The organism is Vibrio sp. ZF 223 (genome assembly GCF_003050585.1).
In the GTDB taxonomy this organism is placed as follows: domain Bacteria; phylum Pseudomonadota; class Gammaproteobacteria; order Enterobacterales; family Vibrionaceae; genus Vibrio; species Vibrio crassostreae.
Genome location: NZ_PIGB01000004.1, coordinates 1 through 19,412, shown reverse-complemented (window position 1 = coordinate 19,412; position 19,412 = coordinate 1). Strand labels below are relative to the sequence as shown.

Below are 19,412 nucleotides of genomic sequence, written 5' to 3'. Positions count from 1 at the left end.
TTTTACATTCTAGGAGACATCGTTGATCACCGTTGATAAACAAGATGCGATAACACTTAAAATTAACCATGCCATGGCTAAGACAAAAAAGCTCGACATGGACGTTTATCTATTCATTCCCGGTGAACTTGGACTGACTCCTGAAGTACTTTCTGAAAGTGCCTTTTTCTACAGCTCAATCACTCAAAAACGTGCCTACTACAGTGACAAAACACTTTTACCTTTGGTGCACAGTCGCTTAGCTAAGCGTGGACGATTGTCGATTACGCAGTATCGTGTCAGTTTGAGTTTGTTCGCCTATCAATATGTTATCGCGTTAGATAAAGCGGTGAGTAGCCTGAATAAAAATGATAGTGACGACGTAACGGCTGATGAAGTAGATGAAGTTATTGAGCTCGCGTTAGACATACTGAAAAAGCTTCGTCGTAGTATTCCTTATGAAGAGAACCTCAAACGCTACTACGCAAACATTGATAACTACCTTTCATGGTACACAGAGCAAAAGTTCTTATCGCTGGTTTCGCATATGCCACGTGGCAGTGAGTATTCAACGATTAAAGAACGACTCTTAACGCTTTGTGATAAAGAGACTGCACACCGTAAACTGAACCGCTACAACTCAGCGAGAGTTCGAGAAGACGTTACTCGCTTGAGTAACAAGATGCGTTTGCTGCGTCGTTTGATTGAGCACCCTATAGTGCTTAAAGAAAAGACGACATCGATGGGTAAGAACGTCAAACGTGCCGTTAAAGGTATTGCGACAGGTTTGGTGATGGTTGTCGTGACCACTACCGTAATCTTGGCTCGTGACTTTCTTGGTGAGATTACCGCCTCCTTCATCGTGGCGATGTCATTCATCTATGCGTTGCGTGAAATCTTCAAAGATGACTTGAGAGACATCCTGTGGCGATGGCTGCGTAAAGGCAAGCCGAAATGGAAGCGTCGTTACTATGACCCAACGACCAATAAGTCTGTCGGCCATAAACTGGAATGGTTGGACTACGCGAACTTTTCGAAGCTTGCAGATCGTATTCAATCAATTCGTAAGAAGCGTGTAGTGCAACGTGAAGAGCAGATCTTGCATTATCGCTCTCATACTGAGATGTCGACATCGACGTTCATGAGTGGTTATGAAGAGACCCGTGAAACTTTATCCATCAGCTTAAGAGCGCTGACACGATTAATGGATAAGGGTTCAAATAAGGTATATCGCTTGAATGAAGGGCAAGTCAGCCGTGAATCAGTAGAAAAGCGCCACTTACTCAACCTGATCATTAAAGAAAATAATCACGATAACGAACCGACCTATTACCGTTGGAAAATCGTGATGAACCGTTCAAAGATCGTCGACATCGAGCAAATCACTCAAGAATCTTAATCTTGTTACGGTATGTGGATATTCAATTCACATACCGTTCTTGTCACTAATTCAACGGTTACCTTTTACTTTCAAACTATTTTCGAGACGGGACTTTCTTAATCGAAAGCGTTAGCGTGAACTCGGCCATCGGCTCGTCGCCATGCAAAGATGGGCAAGTCGCGATAATAGTTACGGGTTGATTCACTCGCTCCCCAGTGGACATGGTTTCTGCTAGCATAGTGTTGATCAACTCACCGTCGTTACAAGTGAAATGCACATCGCCTTCTGGACGCTTTAAGAAGTTACCCGTCACCTCTTTAAATGCCAACGAAATCTTTTCACCTTGCTGCTGAGATTTGCTCATCGCAAGAAAGCCCCCCGCCACATCAGCACCCACAGCCAATACGCCAAAGTACATGCTATTAAGATGGTTCTTCGTTCGTCTTTTAAGAGGGATTTTGACCTCAACATGTTGGTTATCCAGTGCGAGCAATTTTGGCCTGCACAGCCAGATCAGAGGCACTTTGAAAAAACCAAACATGCTCAAGTAGAAATTTGCTTTTTGTAGAGGGGTCAACATTCGGATTACCTAGTCAAATCAGTCATCAGACCAGTTAATCGATTAGCGATAGAGATGTCAAAAAAATGTTACAAAAAAGAGATATCATCGCATAATGATATCTCTTTCATTCTCAAAGCTTTAGCGCTTCAAGCAAGTTGATTTAACTTAAACAGCAAGCCGATTTATGCAGTCACGACCGTTTCTACGCCTTCAAGATCGGCAATGTAACCTTGTAGACGCGGGTAATCCACCAAGCCTTGAGTCACCAGCAGTACAGGCTTCTTCGCATGCAGCGTCGCTTTAACAATCATATCTAACAAGGTAATAACGGCCTCGTTTTGTGGATCGAAAGCGTGTTTCTGAGCTTCATTGTCCTTATCTACACCTAAAGTGAAAGACGCTAAGCTATCAACGTTTACCACAACACCATCAAAGTAATGCAATAGACGTTCGCTCAGTAACACTGCAGACGGCACATCACATGAGAACAGTACTTTCAAACCATTCAGGCCGCGTGGTAAGCCTTGCTCTGCAAGCAGATCAATAATCTTAGCTGCATCGCTTAATGCTCGTACATACGGTACAACCACTTCAACGTTAATGCCCTGCTCTCGCAACGTTTTAATGACCTGACACTCTAAAGCGAAAGCCTTGCTGTACTCTGGTGTCGCGTAACGAGCAACGCCACGAACGCCTAGTGCTGGGTTAATCTCTTCAGCTTCACAGTTACCGCCAAGCAGCGAACGGAAGCCATAACTGTCTGCACTGCTTAATGCGATACGAACAGAAGTGTGATTTGGCTGAACGGCAGCTTGAATCGCAATCACCAAGGTCGAAACAAAATGCTCATCAACTGTTTTATCACCAAGGATCGCATTTAAAGACGTTTTTTCGATATCAGTAAGTGTATCTAAATGACTTTCAATACTTGGGTGGTAGAAGACGCGGTCCATTACCAATTCGGATAATGAAACGTATAAGTGGTTGGAATTATTATTATCGTTGTAAGAAGGCAGCACATCACCTAAAACAAGTTCTGGGTGCAAAGTGCTTTGATTTTCTTGAGTCATTGCTGCTCCAGCATTTTTATGTTGTGTTCAAACGAAAATACCGATAGCTGCCTGTTAATACAAGTGAAAATCCCTTATTTGACGCTGGCCTGCTGATAAAAATAAGAATATTAGCAATAACTGAGATAACTTTGACTCAATAGAGTTTATTCCTCTGTTCAATTCCGTTATCTTAACCACTTCGCAATAGAATAAAAAAGCTATCACATGCCATTAAAAACTGATGAGTTGAGAACCCAAGCTCTGGGTCCTATGCCAACTCCTGCCGAACTAGGCAATGCACACCCTATTACTGACGACGTTGCTGAGCGCATTAAAAATTCTCGCCGCCAAATCGAAGACATCCTAACTGGTCGTGATAACCGCCTATTAGTTATCGTAGGCCCTTGCTCTGTTCACGATACAGATGCGGCACTTGATTACGCTGAGCGCCTAAGCCAGATTCAAGACCAGTACAAAGATGAACTGTTCGTTGTAATGAGAACCTACTTCGAGAAGCCTCGTACGGTTGTAGGTTGGAAGGGTTTGATTACCGATCCAAACCTTGATGGTTCATACGCACTTGAAACGGGCTTAAACAAAGCTCGTAAGCTTCTGTTAGACATCAACAAGCTTGGCTTAGCAACAGCAACTGAATTCCTTGATATGATCACAGGTCAGTACATTGCAGACCTTATCACTTGGGGCGCGATTGGCGCTCGTACAACTGAATCTCAGATTCACCGTGAAATGGCTTCTGCACTGTCTTGCCCAGTTGGCTTCAAGAACGCGACCAACGGCAATATCAAGATTGCTATCGATGCAATTCGTGCAGCGCATGCGTCACACTACTTCTACTCTCCAGATAAGAATGGCCGCATGACGGTTTACCGTACTTCTGGCAACCCATACGGTCACGTTATTCTACGCGGTGGTGATAAAGGCCCTAACTTCGACGCTGAATCTGTAGATACCGCATGTAAGCAACTGGCTGAATTCGACCTGCCTCAACGTTTGGTTGTAGACTTCAGCCACGCTAACTGTCAGAAACAGCACCGTAAGCAGTTAGAAGTTGCACAAGACATTTGTGAGCAAATTAAATCTAACAAGAACCAAATTGCAGGCATCATGGCAGAAAGCTTCATTGTTGAAGGTAACCAACCAATGACCGACATCAACAACCTAGAATATGGCAAGTCAATTACTGACCCATGCCTAAGCTGGGAAGATACGGCAACAATGCTAGACATGCTTGCAACAGCAATTAAAGATAGAAACTTAGCTTAAGGAAACAACACAATGCCATCATTTGACATTATCTCTGAAGTAGAAGCAGTAGAACTGCGTAACGCGGTAGACAACGCAAACCGTGAACTATCGACTCGTTTCGATTTCCGCGGCGTTGAAGCAAGCTTTGATTACAAAGATGAATCAGTAAAATTGACTGCTCAAGACGATTTTCAACTGAAGCAAATGCGCGATATCCTTCGTAGCAACCTAACAAAGCGTAATGTTGATCCTAACGCGATGGAAGCAAAAGCGGCAGACCAAACAGGTCGCACTTGGCACCAAACGGTTATCTTTAAGCAAGGCATTGAAACTGATGTAGCGAAGAAGATCGTTAAACTAATCAAAGACAACAAAGTTAAAGTTCAAGCTTCTATCCAAGGCGACAAAGTTCGTGTAACAGGTAAGAAACGTGATGATCTACAAGCTGTTATGGCTCTAGTTCGCAGCGGTGAGCTTGGTCAACCATTCCAGTTTGACAACTTCCGCGACTAATTTTTGAGTATGAGCGACCGCTTGTTTCAGTTGCTCATTCATCATCACAATGTCGTGTATGAAATAGCAGAAAGCCACTTCTTTATCGGAAGTGGCTTTTTATTTATCAGGTCCAGTTTTAGTTTTATTCCGAGCCTCTAGCCGATTTAAAACAACCAGAAAGCTCTTATTTCAACTAGAAACAACTACCTCAACTGAGTACTTGGGCTGCTGACAATTTTAGGTCTTTACCGACCAACAGATTAAACTCTACGCTTGCTGGTGGAATAAAGACACACACTCGTAATTTCTCAGCTCTTGCCTGCTCAAGCTTGGTTGATAGCTCTCCGCTGTTAGCATAGCTCTCTCTTTCTGCGTCTCGACGGCACAGGTCGATAAATTCAAATGGACAATCGCTCGGTGAAAGTACGAGTTCTGCCTCTTGCATCAAACGTAAAGCCTTCATAGACAGCAACTCAACGTCCTGCTCGAATTCAATCCAAGTCACCTGTCCTTCGCTATCAATGCCTTCCGTTAGCGCTTGCTGATAGTAAGACTCTAACTGCTCTCTGTCAGTCACCTGCTCGATAAAACTGGATGACAAGAAACGCTCCCAAAACTTACGACGCTCGTCGACGGTTGGGAATGACTCTTTGATCGAATTGCGTTTTGATGCACCGAAATCTGCTATCAAACCTATATTTTGTGGCAATACCGTTTCGAGTTTTTCTCTAATATTTCTCACCAAAACAGGTGATGCACCGCCACTAGAGATGGCAATTTGGATCCTTCCGCGATTAATCATTGATGGCGTAATGAAGTCACAATAGGGTAAATCATCAACCACATTGACAAGAATACCCAATTTTTTTGCATCATTATGTACTTGATGATTCAAGCTTGGGTTGTCTGTCGTCGCCCACACCTGCAGGTAATTATTCGATATAATCTGTGACGAGTAAAAATTTTGCACCCAGTGAAGTTTATTTTCATCAACAAGCTTCTTTAAGTAAGGTGCGACCTTGGGAGATACCAAAGTCACATCAGCCCCAGCGCGTAACAAGCTGTCGACTTTACGGCAAGCAACCTCACCTCCACCAACCACTAAGATTGGCTTATTTTCTACATCCAAAAACATTGGGAAATAACGCATGTTCTTCCTTGAGATTACTTCAATAACTATTCAGCCATGCTACCAAATTTGGAGCATATTCATAACTATCGAAGTTCAATAAAAATATTTATTGACCAAATTTCAATCTTTTTTAAGGTTAATGCTCCACAACTGTGACATTCATTCAGAATATTTATCTAGTCAATTATCAATATAAAACTCTAAATCTCGTTGCACCAACAGTGTGAACTGTTGCACTATTTACATTCAGTTAACATTTGGTCATTCTAATTGTGTTCGGATTTGTGATTTCATTCAAAATTCTTTTTAAATTATACATTTGTGAAACTACGGATCCTTTCCTAACCTTATAAACAGTTGCTTAAATCGCACACAGTTTCATTTGCAAAATGCAACTCTTGTAATTTGAGCAACAAGGTCATAGAAAACGCAACACATAAGAGACACTCAAACGAGCACGAGTATCAGGTGTCACCTGGTTAACAAGGAAGGATACAAATGACAAATAAACTAACACTTCTTGCTTCAGTAGTAGCTGCATCAACTGCGATGATGGCAACATCAGCATCAGCGGCAGAAAGCACTCTGGACAAAGTCACATCTCAAGGTTTTCTAACTTGTGGTGTAAGTACAGGTCTTCCAGGGTTCTCTAACCCTAACTCAAAAGGTGAATGGGAAGGAATTGATGTTGAGTATTGTCAAGCTCTTGCAGCGGCTGTACTCGGTGACAAGACTAAAGTTAAGTATGTACCTCTAACCGCAAAAGAGCGTTTTACTGCGCTTCAATCTGGCGAAATCGACGTACTATCTCGTAACACAACATGGACACTACATCGTGACACTGCTTTAGGTCTGAACTTCGTAGGCGTTAACTACTACGATGGTCAAGGCTTCATGGTTAAGAAAGAGCTTGGCCTAACAAGTGCTCAAGAGCTTGATGGTGCTTCTGTATGTGTTCAATCAGGTACAACAACTGAACTTAACCTAGCCGATTACTTCCGTAACAGTGGCATGTCTTACAAGCCAGTGGTATTCGATACGGCAGCACAAACATCTAAAGGCTTCGACGCAGGTCGTTGTGACGTGCTAACGACTGACCAATCTGGTCTATACGCACTTCGCCTAAACCTCGCTGACCCTAAATCTGCACAAGTACTTCCTGAAATCATCTCTAAAGAACCTCTAGGTCCTGTTGTTCGTCAAGATGATGACAAATGGTTTAACGTTGCTAAGTGGACACTTTCAGCAATGATTAACGCGGAAGAATACGGCATCTCTTCTAAAAATGCAGACGAAATGCTTAAGTCAAAAGATCCAAACATCAAACGTATTCTTGGTGTAGACGGTCCTAAAGGTAAAGGCCTTGGCATTCGTGACGACTGGGGTTACCAAGTAATTAAGCAAGTTGGTAACTACGGTGAGAGTTTTGAGCGTACTGTTGGTACAGGTTCTCCACTTCAAATCTCTCGTGGTGTAAATGCATTATGGAATGCGGGCGGCTTTATGTACGCTCCACCAATCCGTTAATAAATTTTCAAGCATCAATTAGGGCGGAGTTTTCCGCCCTATTTATTAAATGGATTTGAGGTTATAGTAGTATGAAACCTAATGAAACTATTTCTCCAGCGCAGGCAAAGCCACAGCCCAAAAGTGCCAACTTATTTTACAACCCCACTTTTCGCTCCATCATTTTCCAAATTATCGCCGTCGGGGCGCTTTGTGCTTTCTTTTACACGATTGTAAATAATGCGCTCACTAACTTAGATTCCCGTGGTATCGCCACTGGTTTTGATTTTCTCTCCCAAGAAGCTGGTTTTGGCATCGGCTTAACACTAATTGAATACGACGAGACCTTCTCATACGGTCGTACATTCTTTATCGGTCTTCTCAATACCGCTTTAGTTTCAGTACTAGGCATCATGCTAGCCACGATACTGGGCTTTAGTATGGGTATCGCTAGACTCTCTTCAAACTGGCTAGTTAGCCGATTTGCAGCTGTCTACATTGAGATATTCCGAAATATCCCTCTTCTTTTGCAAATCTTTTTCTGGTACTTCGCCGTTCTGCAAGCCTTGCCTTCTGCTCGTCAAAGCATGAGCCTAGGTGAAGCAATTTTCTTGAACGTACGTGGATTGTACTTCCCTGCACCAGTGTTAGAGCAAGGCAGTAGCATTGTTATCGCATCATTGATTGTTGGTATTATCGCTACGTTTATTATCAACATTTGGGCGAATAACAAACAGAAACTTACCGGCCAACAAACACCGATGTTTCGAATTGCTGCAGCGTTGATTTTAGGCTTACCGTTGGTGACTTACTTTGTTATGGGTATGCCTATCTCTGCGGATTACCCTGTTTTAAAAGGGTTTAACTTCAAGGGTGGTATTAGCATAATCCCGGAGCTTGCTGCATTGATGCTTGCTTTAAGTATCTACACAGCAGCGTTCATTGCCGAGATTGTTCGTTCAGGTATTAACGCCGTAAACCATGGGCAAACAGAGGCTGCTATGTCTCTAGGAATCCCACGATCTAGAACCCTTAAGCTTGTCATTATCCCACAGGCATTAAGAATTATTATCCCACCACTAACCAGTCAGTACCTAAACCTGACCAAAAACTCATCACTTGCGATGGCCATTGGTTACCCTGATCTTGTCTCTGTATTTGCAGGAACAACATTAAACCAAACTGGACAAGCTATCGAAGTAATCGCGATGACAATGGGCGTCTACCTGACCTTGAGCCTATTAACATCTGCTCTAATGAACATATACAACCGCAAAGTAGCGTTGGTGGAGAGATAAGATGAGTACACATCAATTTCAACCTGATCTTCCGCCTCCAGCGAATACCGTTGGGCCAGTCGGTTGGTTAAGAAAAAATCTATTTAATGGACCAATTAACAGCGTCGTCACTGTGGTTCTTGCTTACTTTGCTTTTACCCTTATATGGGCAGTAGCGGATTGGGCATTCATCAGTGCCGACTGGATAGGAACCACACGCGATGCCTGCACTAGCGAAGGCGCTTGTTGGGTCTTTATTAGCGTTCGTTGGGAGCAATTCATGTATGGCTTCTACCCAGAAGCTGAACTGTGGCGACCTCGCCTCTTCTACGCTACGTTAGCCATTTTTGTGGCCTTACTGGCCTACGAAAAAACACCTAAACGTACGTGGATCTGGTTGTTCTTCGTAAACATCTACCCATTTATCATTGCTGGCTTGCTATACGGTGGTGTCTTTGGATTAGAAGTTGTCGATACCCATAAATGGGGTGGTCTACTGGTCACACTGATCATCGCACTTGTTGGTATTGTAGTGTCACTCCCTATTGGTGTTGCACTTGCGCTTGGGCGTCGTTCAGAGATGCCGATCATTCGTAGTATGTGTACCGTATACATCGAAATTTGGCGTGGCGTACCGCTCATTACCGTTCTATTCATGGCCTCAGTTATGCTCCCGCTCTTTTTATCAGAAGGAACAGAAACCGATAAGCTGATTAGAGCACTTGTTGGGGTAGTACTATTCAGTGCAGCCTACATGGCAGAAGTAATTCGTGGTGGTTTACAAGCAATACCAAAAGGCCAATACGAAGCGGCTGATGCTCTGGGACTAAGCTACTGGAAAAAGACAGGGCTTATCATTCTTCCTCAAGCTCTTAAAATCACGATTCCTTCAATTGTGAACACCTTCATTGGTTTGTTCAAAGATACCAGTCTTGTTTTAATTATTGGTATGTTTGATGTGTTAGGAATTGGCCAAGCCGCGAATACCGACCCTGAATGGCTTGGGTATTCAACAGAAAGTTATGTATTTGTCGCGTTAGTGTTCTGGGTGTTTTGTTTTGGCATGTCGAGATATTCGATATGGCTAGAAAACAGACTTCACACCGGTCACAAACGATAATTAACAAGATCAAGGACGTATTATGACGCAGCAGACAGAAAACAACTCTCAAGGTCTTATGATCGAGTTGAAAGACATGAACAAATGGTACGGTGAATTCCACGTACTTAAGAACATCAACCTAGAAGTTAAAAAAGGCGAGAAAATCGTTATCTGTGGCCCTTCCGGCTCAGGTAAATCAACGATGATCCGCTGTATCAACCGATTAGAAGAGCACCAAAAGGGTCATATCTTTGTTTCAGGTAATGAATTGACGGAAGATCTCAAGAACATCGAAGCCGTTCGCCGAGATGTAGGCATGTGTTTCCAGCACTTCAATCTGTTCCCACATCTGACGGTATTAGAGAACTGTACTTTGGCCCCTATCTGGGTCAAAAAGATGCCGAAAGAAGAAGCTGAAGCGATTGCGATGAAATACCTAGAGCGTGTGAAAATTCCTGAGCAAGCAGACAAGTTCCCAGGTCAACTTTCAGGTGGTCAACAACAGCGTGTAGCTATCGCTCGCTCTTTGTGTATGAACCCTCAAGTGATGCTGTTTGATGAGCCAACGTCGGCACTCGATCCAGAAATGGTTCGTGAAGTATTAGACGTAATGGTTGAGCTAGCGGAAGAAGGCATGACAATGCTTTGTGTGACGCACGAGATGGGCTTTGCTAAAGAGGTAGCAGATCGCGTTATCTTCATGGATGCCGGTGAAATCATAGAAGAGAACAACCCTGTCGACTTCTTTGAAAACCCACAATCAGACAGAACGCAGAACTTCTTAAGTCAAATCTTACACCATTAATGTGTTATGATGCATAAACTATAGAGGCGGCTTAGGTCGCCTCTTTATTTTTCAAGGTTATAGATGGTTTTCTAAAGTTCTAAATAACTGGCTATGACGACTAAAGGTTGAAGATCGTATTTTAGCTATACTTAATTACAGCCTAAAGAAATACTTTGTTACACCTTCAGAAACACTTAACCGACTATTTTTATTATTATTTTACGTATACAGGAGGAATGAAAGACTTGATTTTTCGAACTTTCACCCCCATAAATGTACTAATAACTATTGAAGTCACCTTACGAGGAAGATTATGAACAGCCCTATGTTTTCACGCACAGCATCTCAAGAAAGTGCTCTGCAAACCAATAAAGTGTTGCGTAACACCTACGCATTACTGTCTATGACACTACTTTGGTCTGCTGTTGTAGCAGGCGTATCCATGGCGATGAACCTTCCTCGCCCGGGTCTTATTATCATGCTTGTTGGCTTCTACGGCCTACTTTTCCTAACAGAGAAGAACCGTGACAACAGCATGGGTCTAGTCTTCACATTCCTATTTACAGGTTTCTTAGGCTACACCATTGGTCCAATTCTTAATATGTACGTTGGCGCAGGCATGGGTGATGTCATCCTAACTGCACTTGGCGGTACAGCACTGGCGTTTATGGGCGCATCAGCTTACGCGCTAACAACTAAGCGTGACCTGTCGTTCCTTAACGGCATGCTATTAGCTGGTTTTGTAGTACTGCTTGTAGGTATGGTTGCAAATATCTTCCTACAGATGCCTCTACTATCATTGGCAATGAGCGGTATGTTCATCCTATTCTCGACTGGTGTTATCTTGCTTACAACGCAAAACATCATTCGTGGCGGTGAAACAAACTACATCTCTGCAACGATCAGCTTGTACGTATCAATCTACAACATCTTCATCAGCCTGCTAAGCATCCTAGGCATCATGGGCAACGACGACTAATCGTTCCCATCATTGAAGAATATCTAGCCCAAGAGCCTACCTCTTGGGCTTTTTTGTATCTATAAGTACGATATTTCTATGGATAGCTACAATTTCAGTTGAGAAAGATAAACTTGGTCATGTACCCTACCCGCATAGTTAATTGGATTCTGGATTAAACATGTTTGAATATAACGGCAAGCAAATCGAAACCGACGCTCAAGGCTACCTATTGGATTACACGCAATGGGAAGAAGGTATGATTGAAATACTTGCTCAAGATGAAGCTATTGAACTTACGGATGCACACTTAGAAGTCGTCCATTTTGTAAGGAGCTTTTACGAAGAGTTCAATACCTCACCAGCGGTTCGTATGCTAGTTAAAGCGATGGAAAAAGCGCACGGCCCAGAAAAAGGTAACAGCAAGTACCTATTCAAGTTATTCAAAAAAGGGCCGGCAAAACAAGCAACCAAGCTCGCCGGTTTACCTAAACCAGCAAAGTGCTTGTAAAAACCTAACCCGCTTTAAGTTATTTAATTACGCTCGATATAAATACTGTAGTGCCATAACTACAGTATTTTAAACGTCCCTACACGTACGTCTTGGCGCTCACTATCTTTAACTTGATGCATCTCTACGTTGTCTACGATTGCACTCGAAGGGCCTATGTTGAGCCAAGCATGCAACTTCTCTATTTGCTGACTCTCTCCGACAGCTAATACTTCAACTCGACCATCATTTAAGTTCTTCGCATAGCCTGAGAGACCCATAGCTTGCGCCTGCCTACTGGTGTGGTAACGAAACCCAACACATTGAACTACGCCTGACACGACAAAAATATATTGTGAACTTTCCATAACGTTGCCTCATAATTTATATGAATGATATAGTTGAGCTTCTATTCATTCACCACTTATTGGTGGACTTACTTCGAGTATAACGATTATGAAAGAAATCCCATTTCGTTGGATTGACAAATATCTCATTCACCTAAAAATCCAAGAAAAGTTCTATCTACTCTTCTTATTACCTCTTCTCGCCCTAGTTATATTAACTCTCGTTTTAGATAGCGCCGCGGACTCTTTGCTTGCTCACCTTTATCAAGAAGAAATGCTCTTGATGAAAGGACTTATCGAAGCAGGTCAACTCACTAAAGATCAAGTCGCTCAACTTGTCAGCAGCTCTGAAACCATCTCTTTGGGCTACGGTGCTGGTTCTGTTTCGGTAATGAATGGTGCATTCAACCTAGTTGCTAACCATGACCAAAACCTTTGGTCTGCTCTGTCTACGACTCAGGTTTCTATCATCGCTGTAACCCTAACGCTTATCGCGCTGGGTGTTTACTACATCATGACCTTCATCGGTGGTGCGATGTTCTCTATGAACAAAGCTTTAAACACACTGGCTAATGGTGACCTAACTTGCCGCATGAACTACTTCTTAGTTCGTGATGAGTTTAGTGAAATCGCTATTACGATCGACAAAGTAGCAGAGCGTGAACAAAACATGGTTCTGTCAATCCAAGAGTCTGTCGCTCTAATGCAGCAGATCAGCTCGGACTTAAACCAGTCAACACAACAAAGTTCAGACATCTCTGGTAACCAACAAGAACACCTGAATAGCTTAGCAAGTGCAACGGAGCAAATGGCTGCTACGATTCGCGAAGTAGCTACCCTTGCTCATGAGTCTAGTTCACAAACGATGGACGCTCGCGGCGTTGCGCAGAGTGGTCAAGTCAAGGTTTCAAATACATTGGAGTCTATCTCTAACCTATCTCAAGAGATCCAATCCGCTTCACAAGCAGTAGAAGAACTTGATGCCAACGCGGCGCAGATCGATGAAGTGGTCGCAACCATCAATGGCATTTCAGAGCAGACTAACCTATTGGCACTGAATGCTGCCATAGAGGCTGCACGTGCAGGCGAGCAAGGTCGTGGATTCGCTGTTGTTGCCGATGAAGTTCGTGCCCTTGCTGGTCGTACTCAACAAGCAACGGTTGAAATCCAAAGTATGATTGAGTCATTACAACGTAACAGCCAATCACTGACCAAACTGATGGAAGTAACGGTAAACAATGCTGGTGAAGGCCAAACACTGATGTCGGAAGTGAACGTTGAGATCGGTTCATTAGCTGAAAAGAACCAGTCTATTTCAGATAGCAGCACTCAAATTGCTACCGCGGCTGAAGAACAAGGCGTAGTCGCTGACAACATTGCACAAAGTGTTGAAGAGATTCGTCATCAATCAGACAGTATCTGCGAGATGATCAGTAAGAGTAATTCCAATGTCGACCAACTTCGTAAACAAAGCGATACGATGGAAGGTTTGCTGACAGGTCTTAAAGCTTAATACTGATATCCAACCACTAAGTGTTGATTAATCATACTAGGGCTGCTTCTGCAGCCCTTTCTTATTTGCTTTTCACCTGTACTTCCCCGACAATACCCCTCCTTCAAATTCAACAAACAGAGTAAATTATGACTCCTTCAATTCATCTAGCTAAAGGCCGAGATAAATCACTACGCCGCAAACACCCTTGGGTATTTTCTCGCGGTATCGATAAGGTCGAAGGCGAACCAAAACAAGGTGAAACTGTAGACGTATATGCTCAAAATGGTCAGTGGCTTGCAAAAGCGGCTTACTCACCAGAATCTCAAATTCGAGCTCGTGTTTGGACATTTGAAAAAGAAGAAATCAACAAGGCGTTCTTTGTAAAACGAATTCAAGATGCACAGTCTTTACGTGAAGACATCATCGAACGTGACGGCCTAACGGGTTACCGTCTAACAGCTGCAGAGTCTGATGGCCTGCCTGGCATCACAATCGACAAATACCAAGACTTCCTTGTTTGCCAACTGCTAAGTGCTGGCGCTGAGTTTAACAAAAGCGTGTTGGTTGAAGCGTTAATTGAATGCTTCCCTGACTGTAACATCTACGAGCGTTCAGACGTGGCAGTTCGTAAGAAAGAAGGCTTAGAACAGGTTGTTGGCGTTCTTCACGGTGAAGAACCACCGAAGTCTATCGTGATTGAAGAAAACGGCGTTAAGATCAGCGTGAACATTATGGAAGGCCACAAAACGGGCTTCTACATGGACCAACGTGATAGCCGCAAAGAATCGATGAAGTACGTTAAAGGCAAAGATGTCCTTAACTGTTTCTCATACACAGGTGGCTTTGGCCTTTACGCACTCAAAGGCGACGCGAAGCGTGTTATCAACGCTGACGTATCTCAACTTGCTCTTGATACAGCGAAGTTGAACGCTGAACTGAATGAGTTTGATATCTCGAAAAAGCGCGCGGTATTCCTAAACGCTGACGTTTTCAAACTGCTTCGTGAGTACCGTGACCAAGGCACTAAGTTTGACGTAGTGATCATGGACCCACCAAAGTTTGTTTCAAGCAAGAACAACCTAACTTCAGGCGCTAACGGCTACAAAGACGTTAACATGCTTGCAATGCAAATCCTGAAACCAGGCGGCACCCTACTCACCTACTCTTGCTCTGGCTTAATGGGTACAGACCTATTCCAAAAGATCATCGCTGATGCAGCATTAGACGCAGGCCGCACTGTTAAGTTCGTAGAGCGCTTCGAGCAAGCAGCCGACCACCTAACAGACACAGCCTACCCAGAAGGTTTCTACCTGAAAGGCTTTGCTTGTAAGGTTCTTTAATTTTAGAGCTTTAGAATCTCTCTTTTATAGCAAAGCAGACGTATTAAAAAAGGGCCTTTCGGCCCTTTTTTAGTATTGGTCAGGTAAGTTCACGAACAACTGACTCACCAAGTTGGTCAAATCACCATTAACAACAGAGCCATCACCTTGTGAATTTACCGAGTCGAACTGATTACCTACGTTGTCGAGAACAATCGTTTGACTTTGGCCTGTATTATCTGTGTTTTCTGAAATGGTAATCACGAGGTCTTTATCACCGCCGCCATTATCAACCTTTTCAATAGTGATATGATCAAGAAGATCAAACATTGAACTTTCGTTTGGTAACAACTCAGAGATATCAAGATGGTCTTCCCCTAGAGCAAAATCGGTTATCGTATCGACATCACCTTGGAAAGGTTCGTCGACCCACTTGAACAGATCGTCACCGTCACCACCAGTTAAGATATCATCACCAAGACCACCGATAAGCGTATCTTTACCACCTTGACCGTACAAAATATCGTCGCCTTCGCCGCCCGATAAAACATCGTCCTTGTCGTTCACTCGAGATTGGTCAAAATCTTGTACGTTATCTGAAATATAGTTGTGTATATCTCGCGCTGACACAGAAGATAATTGCTCACCAGTTTCTTGAGCTACGTACTTCTGTATCGCTGCGACGCCCTGTCCTGAAATACCGTCAAATTGCACTAAGTCACCGAACATGATGTCATCACCAGCCAAGGCATCGATCTGGTCTTCACCTTGCAACAAGCTAACCTCTTTACCAAGAATAACCTCTGATAATTTCGTTACGTCTATTGACGTTTCAACTAGGCCATCAGAGTCGTAATCTTCGAGAACATCTTCATCTAATGAATTACCGAGCCCAATAGCATCAACAGATGACATCAATGCGAGCAATTGATACATATGTTGACCTTGTTTATTGACGCCACCCTTATCATAGTAATCGTAAGAATTACCATTAATGCTTAAGTCACCAATTCTATCCCCTGTTAATGGTGAATATAACTTGGCATTATCATCAATTAATACACTACCTTTATAATTAACAACACCACTTGTATATCCGGTAGGTAACAAATCGGCCAGTGTTATAACTTGGTTCGAACTCAAATCATAATCGATCAATATTTCATCGAACTCACTTTTCATTAACCTACTGTCAGTAAAGGAAGTCGGCTCACCGTCAGAAATGAAATATGAAATGTTGTTCCCACCGTTTTGGTCAGCGAACCATTCAACAGCAGATTGAAATCCAGCTTCGTAATTGGTACCACCTCCGCCAACATCAGTGATGGAGTCAAGTGCTGCGACAAACTGTTCTCTTGGGTTCTGACTGCTCAAGTCGACAGATACTGACGTATTTGAGTTGTTTGAAAAATCCGTGATTAGAATATTAACTTGCCCTGAATGTTGCCCCTGTGAACTAGCAAAAATCGCGTCAAAAACAACCAACAGTTCATCTTTTGCGGTTTCGACATCTCTTCCCATGCTACCCGACGTATCGAGAATAAACGCTATGTTGTAATCCTCACCGGCAACAATTTGAATCCCTTGAACATCACCAACAATCAAATCGTTGTTCTCTGTCCCTTTGATATTGTCATCCCCGTGGGAACCAGATTCCAAATCATAGCTTCTGAAACTTATATCTGCTGACGTGATAGTTATTGCTTCATCATTATTAATCAATTCAGAAGATGATGCAGATACAGAAAGCTCAAAATCAAGGTCTCCTTCATAAGAATAAGGAATTCGAAGCTCTGCACTAACATCACCAGAAACAGGTATAACAATTGAATACGAACCGTCGATGTTTGGAGATATAAGCTGACCACCAACGTACAAGTCGACACCATGAGGGATGCCTTCAAGAGTAAATTCATTACCTAGCGATTCACTACCATCGTTATCAACGAGTTCCGCTGAAATATCTAGCGGTATTACGCTGTCTTGTAGGACTGTATATTCTCCGGTCTCACTATCAATCTCAACAACAGCATCTGAGAAAATAATTCGTTCAATACCATATAAGTGATCACCATCTTCAGTAGAAGGTGAATTATCACTAGATGTATCTCTTTCAAGAGAATCTTTAACTAACCAATAAGGTACTTGGCTATGCTCCAGGCCTCTAAAATCAAGATCGTATTCAGACAATTTACCTTGATAGATAACTGTATCCGTTTCAACTTTACTATCCTGAGACCCATTACCACCATAAAACGAATCATTGCCACTAGTACCAACAAACGTATCGCTACCCTGCTGACTCAGGTTAACGGCTTGCTGATCGCCAACAAACTGCTGAGCCGCCGCATTGTCCGGTGCGATCATCAAGTCATCGCCTTGATTGCCATTATTGAAAGCTGGAGACTGATCAACGTGGTCGAAGTTAACACCCCCAATAGATGTCTCACCACTACTTACAAGGTCTCTAATATCACTAGGTGAAGTACCAAATTCAGGCACAGCTTGTGATTGTTGCAGCTCTCCGACCGCAATAGTTACGCGAGGAGCATCAGCAACCGCACTAACGGTAATATCGAGAGTATCGCTCACACCAGTATTTGTAGTGTAAGTCACCGTCGGAACGTTACCTGACCAATGATCAGATGGTACAAACGCGTAACTACCATCTTGCTCAACCGTCAACTCACCACCAGTTAGCGTGATAGTTTCACCAACGTTATAGGAGGTTCCTCCTACTTCAATTGACTGCAGTGATAATATGTTATCTGCATCAGTATCGTTTGTTAAAACGTTACCAGAGACGCTTGTATCTTCATCTACAGTACGGGTGTCTGGCTGCGTGTTTGTAACATTGTATTCATGAACAACCACATCAATACTTGTCGTAGTCGTAGCAGTACTTGTTGAATCCTTTTCACTAGCGATCGCTTCCACATCAATAGTAAAATCGTCGTGACTTCCCGAAGGCGGTAAGACAGTTAGATTTGTCATCTCCCAACTACTGATATCAAACGTCTCATTAGTGCTAGTGAATGTGTGAGAATTAACTCCATCACTTAACTCAGAACCGATAGGGAAACCACTTACATTAACAGCCAAAGTTTCTGAACCATCAGTATCATTTAAATTTGCTTGCAGCTCCGTCAGTGGAATAAGGGTGTCTTGCGGACCTTCATTCGTTGTATAGACCTGATAGAACTCAACGCCATTTTCGTTAATTAGTTGTGATGTTCTTATGTCAATATTATCAAGCTGAGACACATCACTGACTACACCAAAGTTCGTGTTATCTAAGTTGACAGGACTCGCGCCATCTACAGAAACATTGACATCGAAATTACCAGGGCCACTCTGGTTATGGTGGTAAACCTCTATCGGATAGAAACCTGACACAGTCGGTGTAAATGCAATCCCTTGGATACTCCCACTACTATCTCCCCATCGAGCATCATCTGTAAGCTCGCCACCAATTTTTATCGCTAAACTATCATCCGCATTACCAACGAAATCATAAGATTTACCTGCTTCTAAATAAATTAAGCCAGTGATGAGTGTAGCTTGACCCGCACCTTGACTAGCATCACGCACATCGTTGACATTACTTGGAGAACTACTGTTGCTATCCAAACCATCGATGACATTTATCAAGGTAACAGGGTCCACACCATTACCAACCCCATATTGGGAACCAACAGAGACACTATTCCACATATTTACGTTGAATTGTTGATCCGGTAGTTCAATACCGTCTATGTTAGTAATCAAGTTAGGCGCATCAGCAATTGGCGTAACATTTATCGCTATAGTCGACTCTTGGCCTACGTTTACACCATCCGTTGGTTTGAAACCAATCTGTGCATAATCTTGTTGTTGATCCCCGATACCTGGAGTTGAGTGACTATCGTACCCAGATTCATCTTCATCCGGAGTAAATCTAACTCTATTTGCATCAAACTCGCCCTTGTCAATAACTTGACCAACCGAAATGTCATGCCACTGACCATCATCACCGAAATACTCAAACTGACCGTTATCTGGTAAATCGGTAATCTCAATACCTAGAGCTGAATCAGGTGAATCAACATCGGTAATTCCGAATGAATCCCATTCAATGAAGGTTGATGTATCTTCGTCAGTTGTGATAACTCCGCCAGATGATGTTGGGGCTTCATTCAGGTTCTGCTCGTTCAGCGTCACGTCGATTTCGGTCGACTTCACATCGCCAAGACCGCCCGCTTCTGTCGCCGTCACTTTCAGATTG

General features: G+C 43.0%; 16 protein-coding genes. 11 read left to right on the top strand and 5 right to left on the bottom strand.

What is annotated here, in order from left to right; genetic code table 11:
- Positions 1–22: 22 nt before the first annotated feature.
- Positions 23–1,378 carry a hypothetical protein gene (locus tag CWO13_RS09835; RefSeq protein ID WP_061038971.1) on the top strand — a complete coding sequence of 452 codons (1,356 nt, stop codon included), beginning with the start codon at positions 23–25 and terminating at the stop codon, positions 1,376–1,378.
- 76 nt (positions 1,379–1,454) lie between these two features.
- On the opposite strand, the gene CWO13_RS09830 is transcribed toward CWO13_RS09835, so the two are convergent.
- Positions 1,455–1,940: a PaaI family thioesterase gene (locus CWO13_RS09830; protein ID WP_017082222.1), complete on the bottom strand. Its 486-nt coding sequence runs from the start codon at positions 1,938–1,940 to the stop codon at positions 1,455–1,457.
- A 164-nt stretch (positions 1,941–2,104) separates the two neighbouring features.
- Positions 2,105–2,992 carry a putative PEP-binding protein gene (locus tag CWO13_RS09825; protein ID WP_102432718.1) on the bottom strand — a complete coding sequence of 296 codons (888 nt, stop codon included), beginning with the start codon at positions 2,990–2,992 and terminating at the stop codon, positions 2,105–2,107.
- A gap of 207 nt (positions 2,993–3,199) precedes the next feature.
- Between CWO13_RS09825 and CWO13_RS09820 the strand changes: the two genes are divergently transcribed.
- Together CWO13_RS09820 and CWO13_RS09815 are read left to right on the top strand one after the other, a co-directional pair.
- Positions 3,200–4,258 carry a 3-deoxy-7-phosphoheptulonate synthase gene (locus CWO13_RS09820; RefSeq protein ID WP_048661946.1) on the top strand — a complete coding sequence of 353 codons (1,059 nt, stop codon included), beginning with the start codon at positions 3,200–3,202 and terminating at the stop codon, positions 4,256–4,258.
- Between the two features lie 12 nt (positions 4,259–4,270).
- Positions 4,271–4,753 carry a YajQ family cyclic di-GMP-binding protein gene (locus CWO13_RS09815; protein WP_004733632.1) on the top strand — a complete coding sequence of 161 codons (483 nt, stop codon included), beginning with the start codon at positions 4,271–4,273 and terminating at the stop codon, positions 4,751–4,753.
- 190 nt (positions 4,754–4,943) lie between these two features.
- Here CWO13_RS09815 and CWO13_RS09810 read toward each other — a convergent pair whose 3' ends face one another.
- Positions 4,944–5,885 carry a precorrin-2 dehydrogenase/sirohydrochlorin ferrochelatase family protein gene (locus CWO13_RS09810; protein ID WP_108082861.1) on the bottom strand — a complete coding sequence of 314 codons (942 nt, stop codon included), beginning with the start codon at positions 5,883–5,885 and terminating at the stop codon, positions 4,944–4,946.
- 480 nt (positions 5,886–6,365) lie between these two features.
- Here CWO13_RS09810 and CWO13_RS09805 point away from each other — a divergent pair, with 480 nt between their 5' ends.
- The 6 genes from CWO13_RS09805 to CWO13_RS09780 all read left to right on the top strand — a co-directional run bounded on the left by CWO13_RS09805 (position 6,366) and on the right by CWO13_RS09780 (position 12,008).
- The gene (locus CWO13_RS09805) at positions 6,366–7,394 is read left to right on the top strand and encodes an amino acid ABC transporter substrate-binding protein (protein WP_004733634.1); all 1,029 of its coding nucleotides are present in this window, start codon (positions 6,366–6,368) and stop codon (positions 7,392–7,394) included.
- Between the two features lie 71 nt (positions 7,395–7,465).
- A complete protein-coding gene (locus CWO13_RS09800) occupies positions 7,466–8,671 on the top strand; it encodes an amino acid ABC transporter permease (RefSeq protein ID WP_048660775.1) in 1,206 nt (401 codons plus the stop codon).
- 1 nt (position 8,672) lies between these two features.
- Positions 8,673–9,770 (top strand): amino acid ABC transporter permease, encoded by a 1,098-nt coding sequence (locus CWO13_RS09795; RefSeq protein WP_048660774.1) that lies wholly within the window; start codon positions 8,673–8,675, stop codon positions 9,768–9,770.
- 22 nt (positions 9,771–9,792) lie between these two features.
- A complete protein-coding gene (locus CWO13_RS09790; RefSeq protein ID WP_017059704.1) occupies positions 9,793–10,557 on the top strand; it encodes an amino acid ABC transporter ATP-binding protein in 765 nt (254 codons plus the stop codon).
- Positions 10,558–10,852: 295 nt separating this feature from the next.
- A complete protein-coding gene (locus tag CWO13_RS09785) occupies positions 10,853–11,518 on the top strand; it encodes a Bax inhibitor-1/YccA family protein (RefSeq protein ID WP_102432721.1) in 666 nt (221 codons plus the stop codon).
- Between the two features lie 160 nt (positions 11,519–11,678).
- Entirely contained in the window at positions 11,679–12,008 is a 330-nt protein-coding gene (locus CWO13_RS09780; protein ID WP_017057205.1) for a TusE/DsrC/DsvC family sulfur relay protein, read from the top strand.
- Between the two features lie 59 nt (positions 12,009–12,067).
- Here CWO13_RS09780 and yccX read toward each other — a convergent pair whose 3' ends face one another.
- Positions 12,068–12,355: an acylphosphatase gene (gene yccX, locus CWO13_RS09775; RefSeq protein ID WP_048660773.1), complete on the bottom strand. Its 288-nt coding sequence runs from the start codon at positions 12,353–12,355 to the stop codon at positions 12,068–12,070.
- Between the two features lie 88 nt (positions 12,356–12,443).
- On the opposite strand from yccX, the gene CWO13_RS09770 reads away from it, so the two are divergent.
- Positions 12,444–13,847, top strand: coding sequence for a methyl-accepting chemotaxis protein (locus CWO13_RS09770; protein WP_107899244.1), 1,404 nt, complete (start codon positions 12,444–12,446; stop codon positions 13,845–13,847).
- 128 nt (positions 13,848–13,975) lie between these two features.
- Entirely contained in the window at positions 13,976–15,169 is a 1,194-nt protein-coding gene (locus CWO13_RS09765) for a class I SAM-dependent methyltransferase (protein WP_108082860.1), read from the top strand.
- 69 nt (positions 15,170–15,238) lie between these two features.
- Here CWO13_RS09765 and CWO13_RS09760 read toward each other — a convergent pair.
- Positions 15,239–19,412: VWA domain-containing protein (locus CWO13_RS09760; RefSeq protein ID WP_108082859.1), on the bottom strand; the 4,174-nt coding region annotated here is incomplete at its 5' end.

Bases quoted from the DNA above. Each gene is read 5' to 3' on its own strand.
- CWO13_RS09830 (WP_017082222.1), bottom strand. From the start codon at position 1,940: ATGTTGACCCCTCTACAAAAAGCAAATTTCTACTTGAGCATGTTTGGT.
- CWO13_RS09825 (WP_102432718.1), bottom strand. From the start codon at position 2,992: ATGACTCAAGAAAATCAAAGCACTTTGCACCCAGAACTTGTTTTAGGT.
- CWO13_RS09820 (WP_048661946.1), top strand. From the start codon at position 3,200: ATGCCATTAAAAACTGATGAGTTGAGAACCCAAGCTCTGGGTCCTATG.
- CWO13_RS09815 (WP_004733632.1), top strand. From the start codon at position 4,271: ATGCCATCATTTGACATTATCTCTGAAGTAGAAGCAGTAGAACTGCGT.
- CWO13_RS09810 (WP_108082861.1), bottom strand. From the start codon at position 5,885: ATGCGTTATTTCCCAATGTTTTTGGATGTAGAAAATAAGCCAATCTTA.
- CWO13_RS09805 (WP_004733634.1), top strand. From the start codon at position 6,366: ATGACAAATAAACTAACACTTCTTGCTTCAGTAGTAGCTGCATCAACT.
- CWO13_RS09800 (WP_048660775.1), top strand. From the start codon at position 7,466: ATGAAACCTAATGAAACTATTTCTCCAGCGCAGGCAAAGCCACAGCCC.
- CWO13_RS09795 (WP_048660774.1), top strand. From the start codon at position 8,673: ATGAGTACACATCAATTTCAACCTGATCTTCCGCCTCCAGCGAATACC.
- CWO13_RS09790 (WP_017059704.1), top strand. From the start codon at position 9,793: ATGACGCAGCAGACAGAAAACAACTCTCAAGGTCTTATGATCGAGTTG.
- CWO13_RS09785 (WP_102432721.1), top strand. From the start codon at position 10,853: ATGAACAGCCCTATGTTTTCACGCACAGCATCTCAAGAAAGTGCTCTG.
- CWO13_RS09780 (WP_017057205.1), top strand. From the start codon at position 11,679: ATGTTTGAATATAACGGCAAGCAAATCGAAACCGACGCTCAAGGCTAC.
- yccX (WP_048660773.1), bottom strand. From the start codon at position 12,355: ATGGAAAGTTCACAATATATTTTTGTCGTGTCAGGCGTAGTTCAATGT.
- CWO13_RS09770 (WP_107899244.1), top strand. From the start codon at position 12,444: ATGAAAGAAATCCCATTTCGTTGGATTGACAAATATCTCATTCACCTA.
- CWO13_RS09765 (WP_108082860.1), top strand. From the start codon at position 13,976: ATGACTCCTTCAATTCATCTAGCTAAAGGCCGAGATAAATCACTACGC.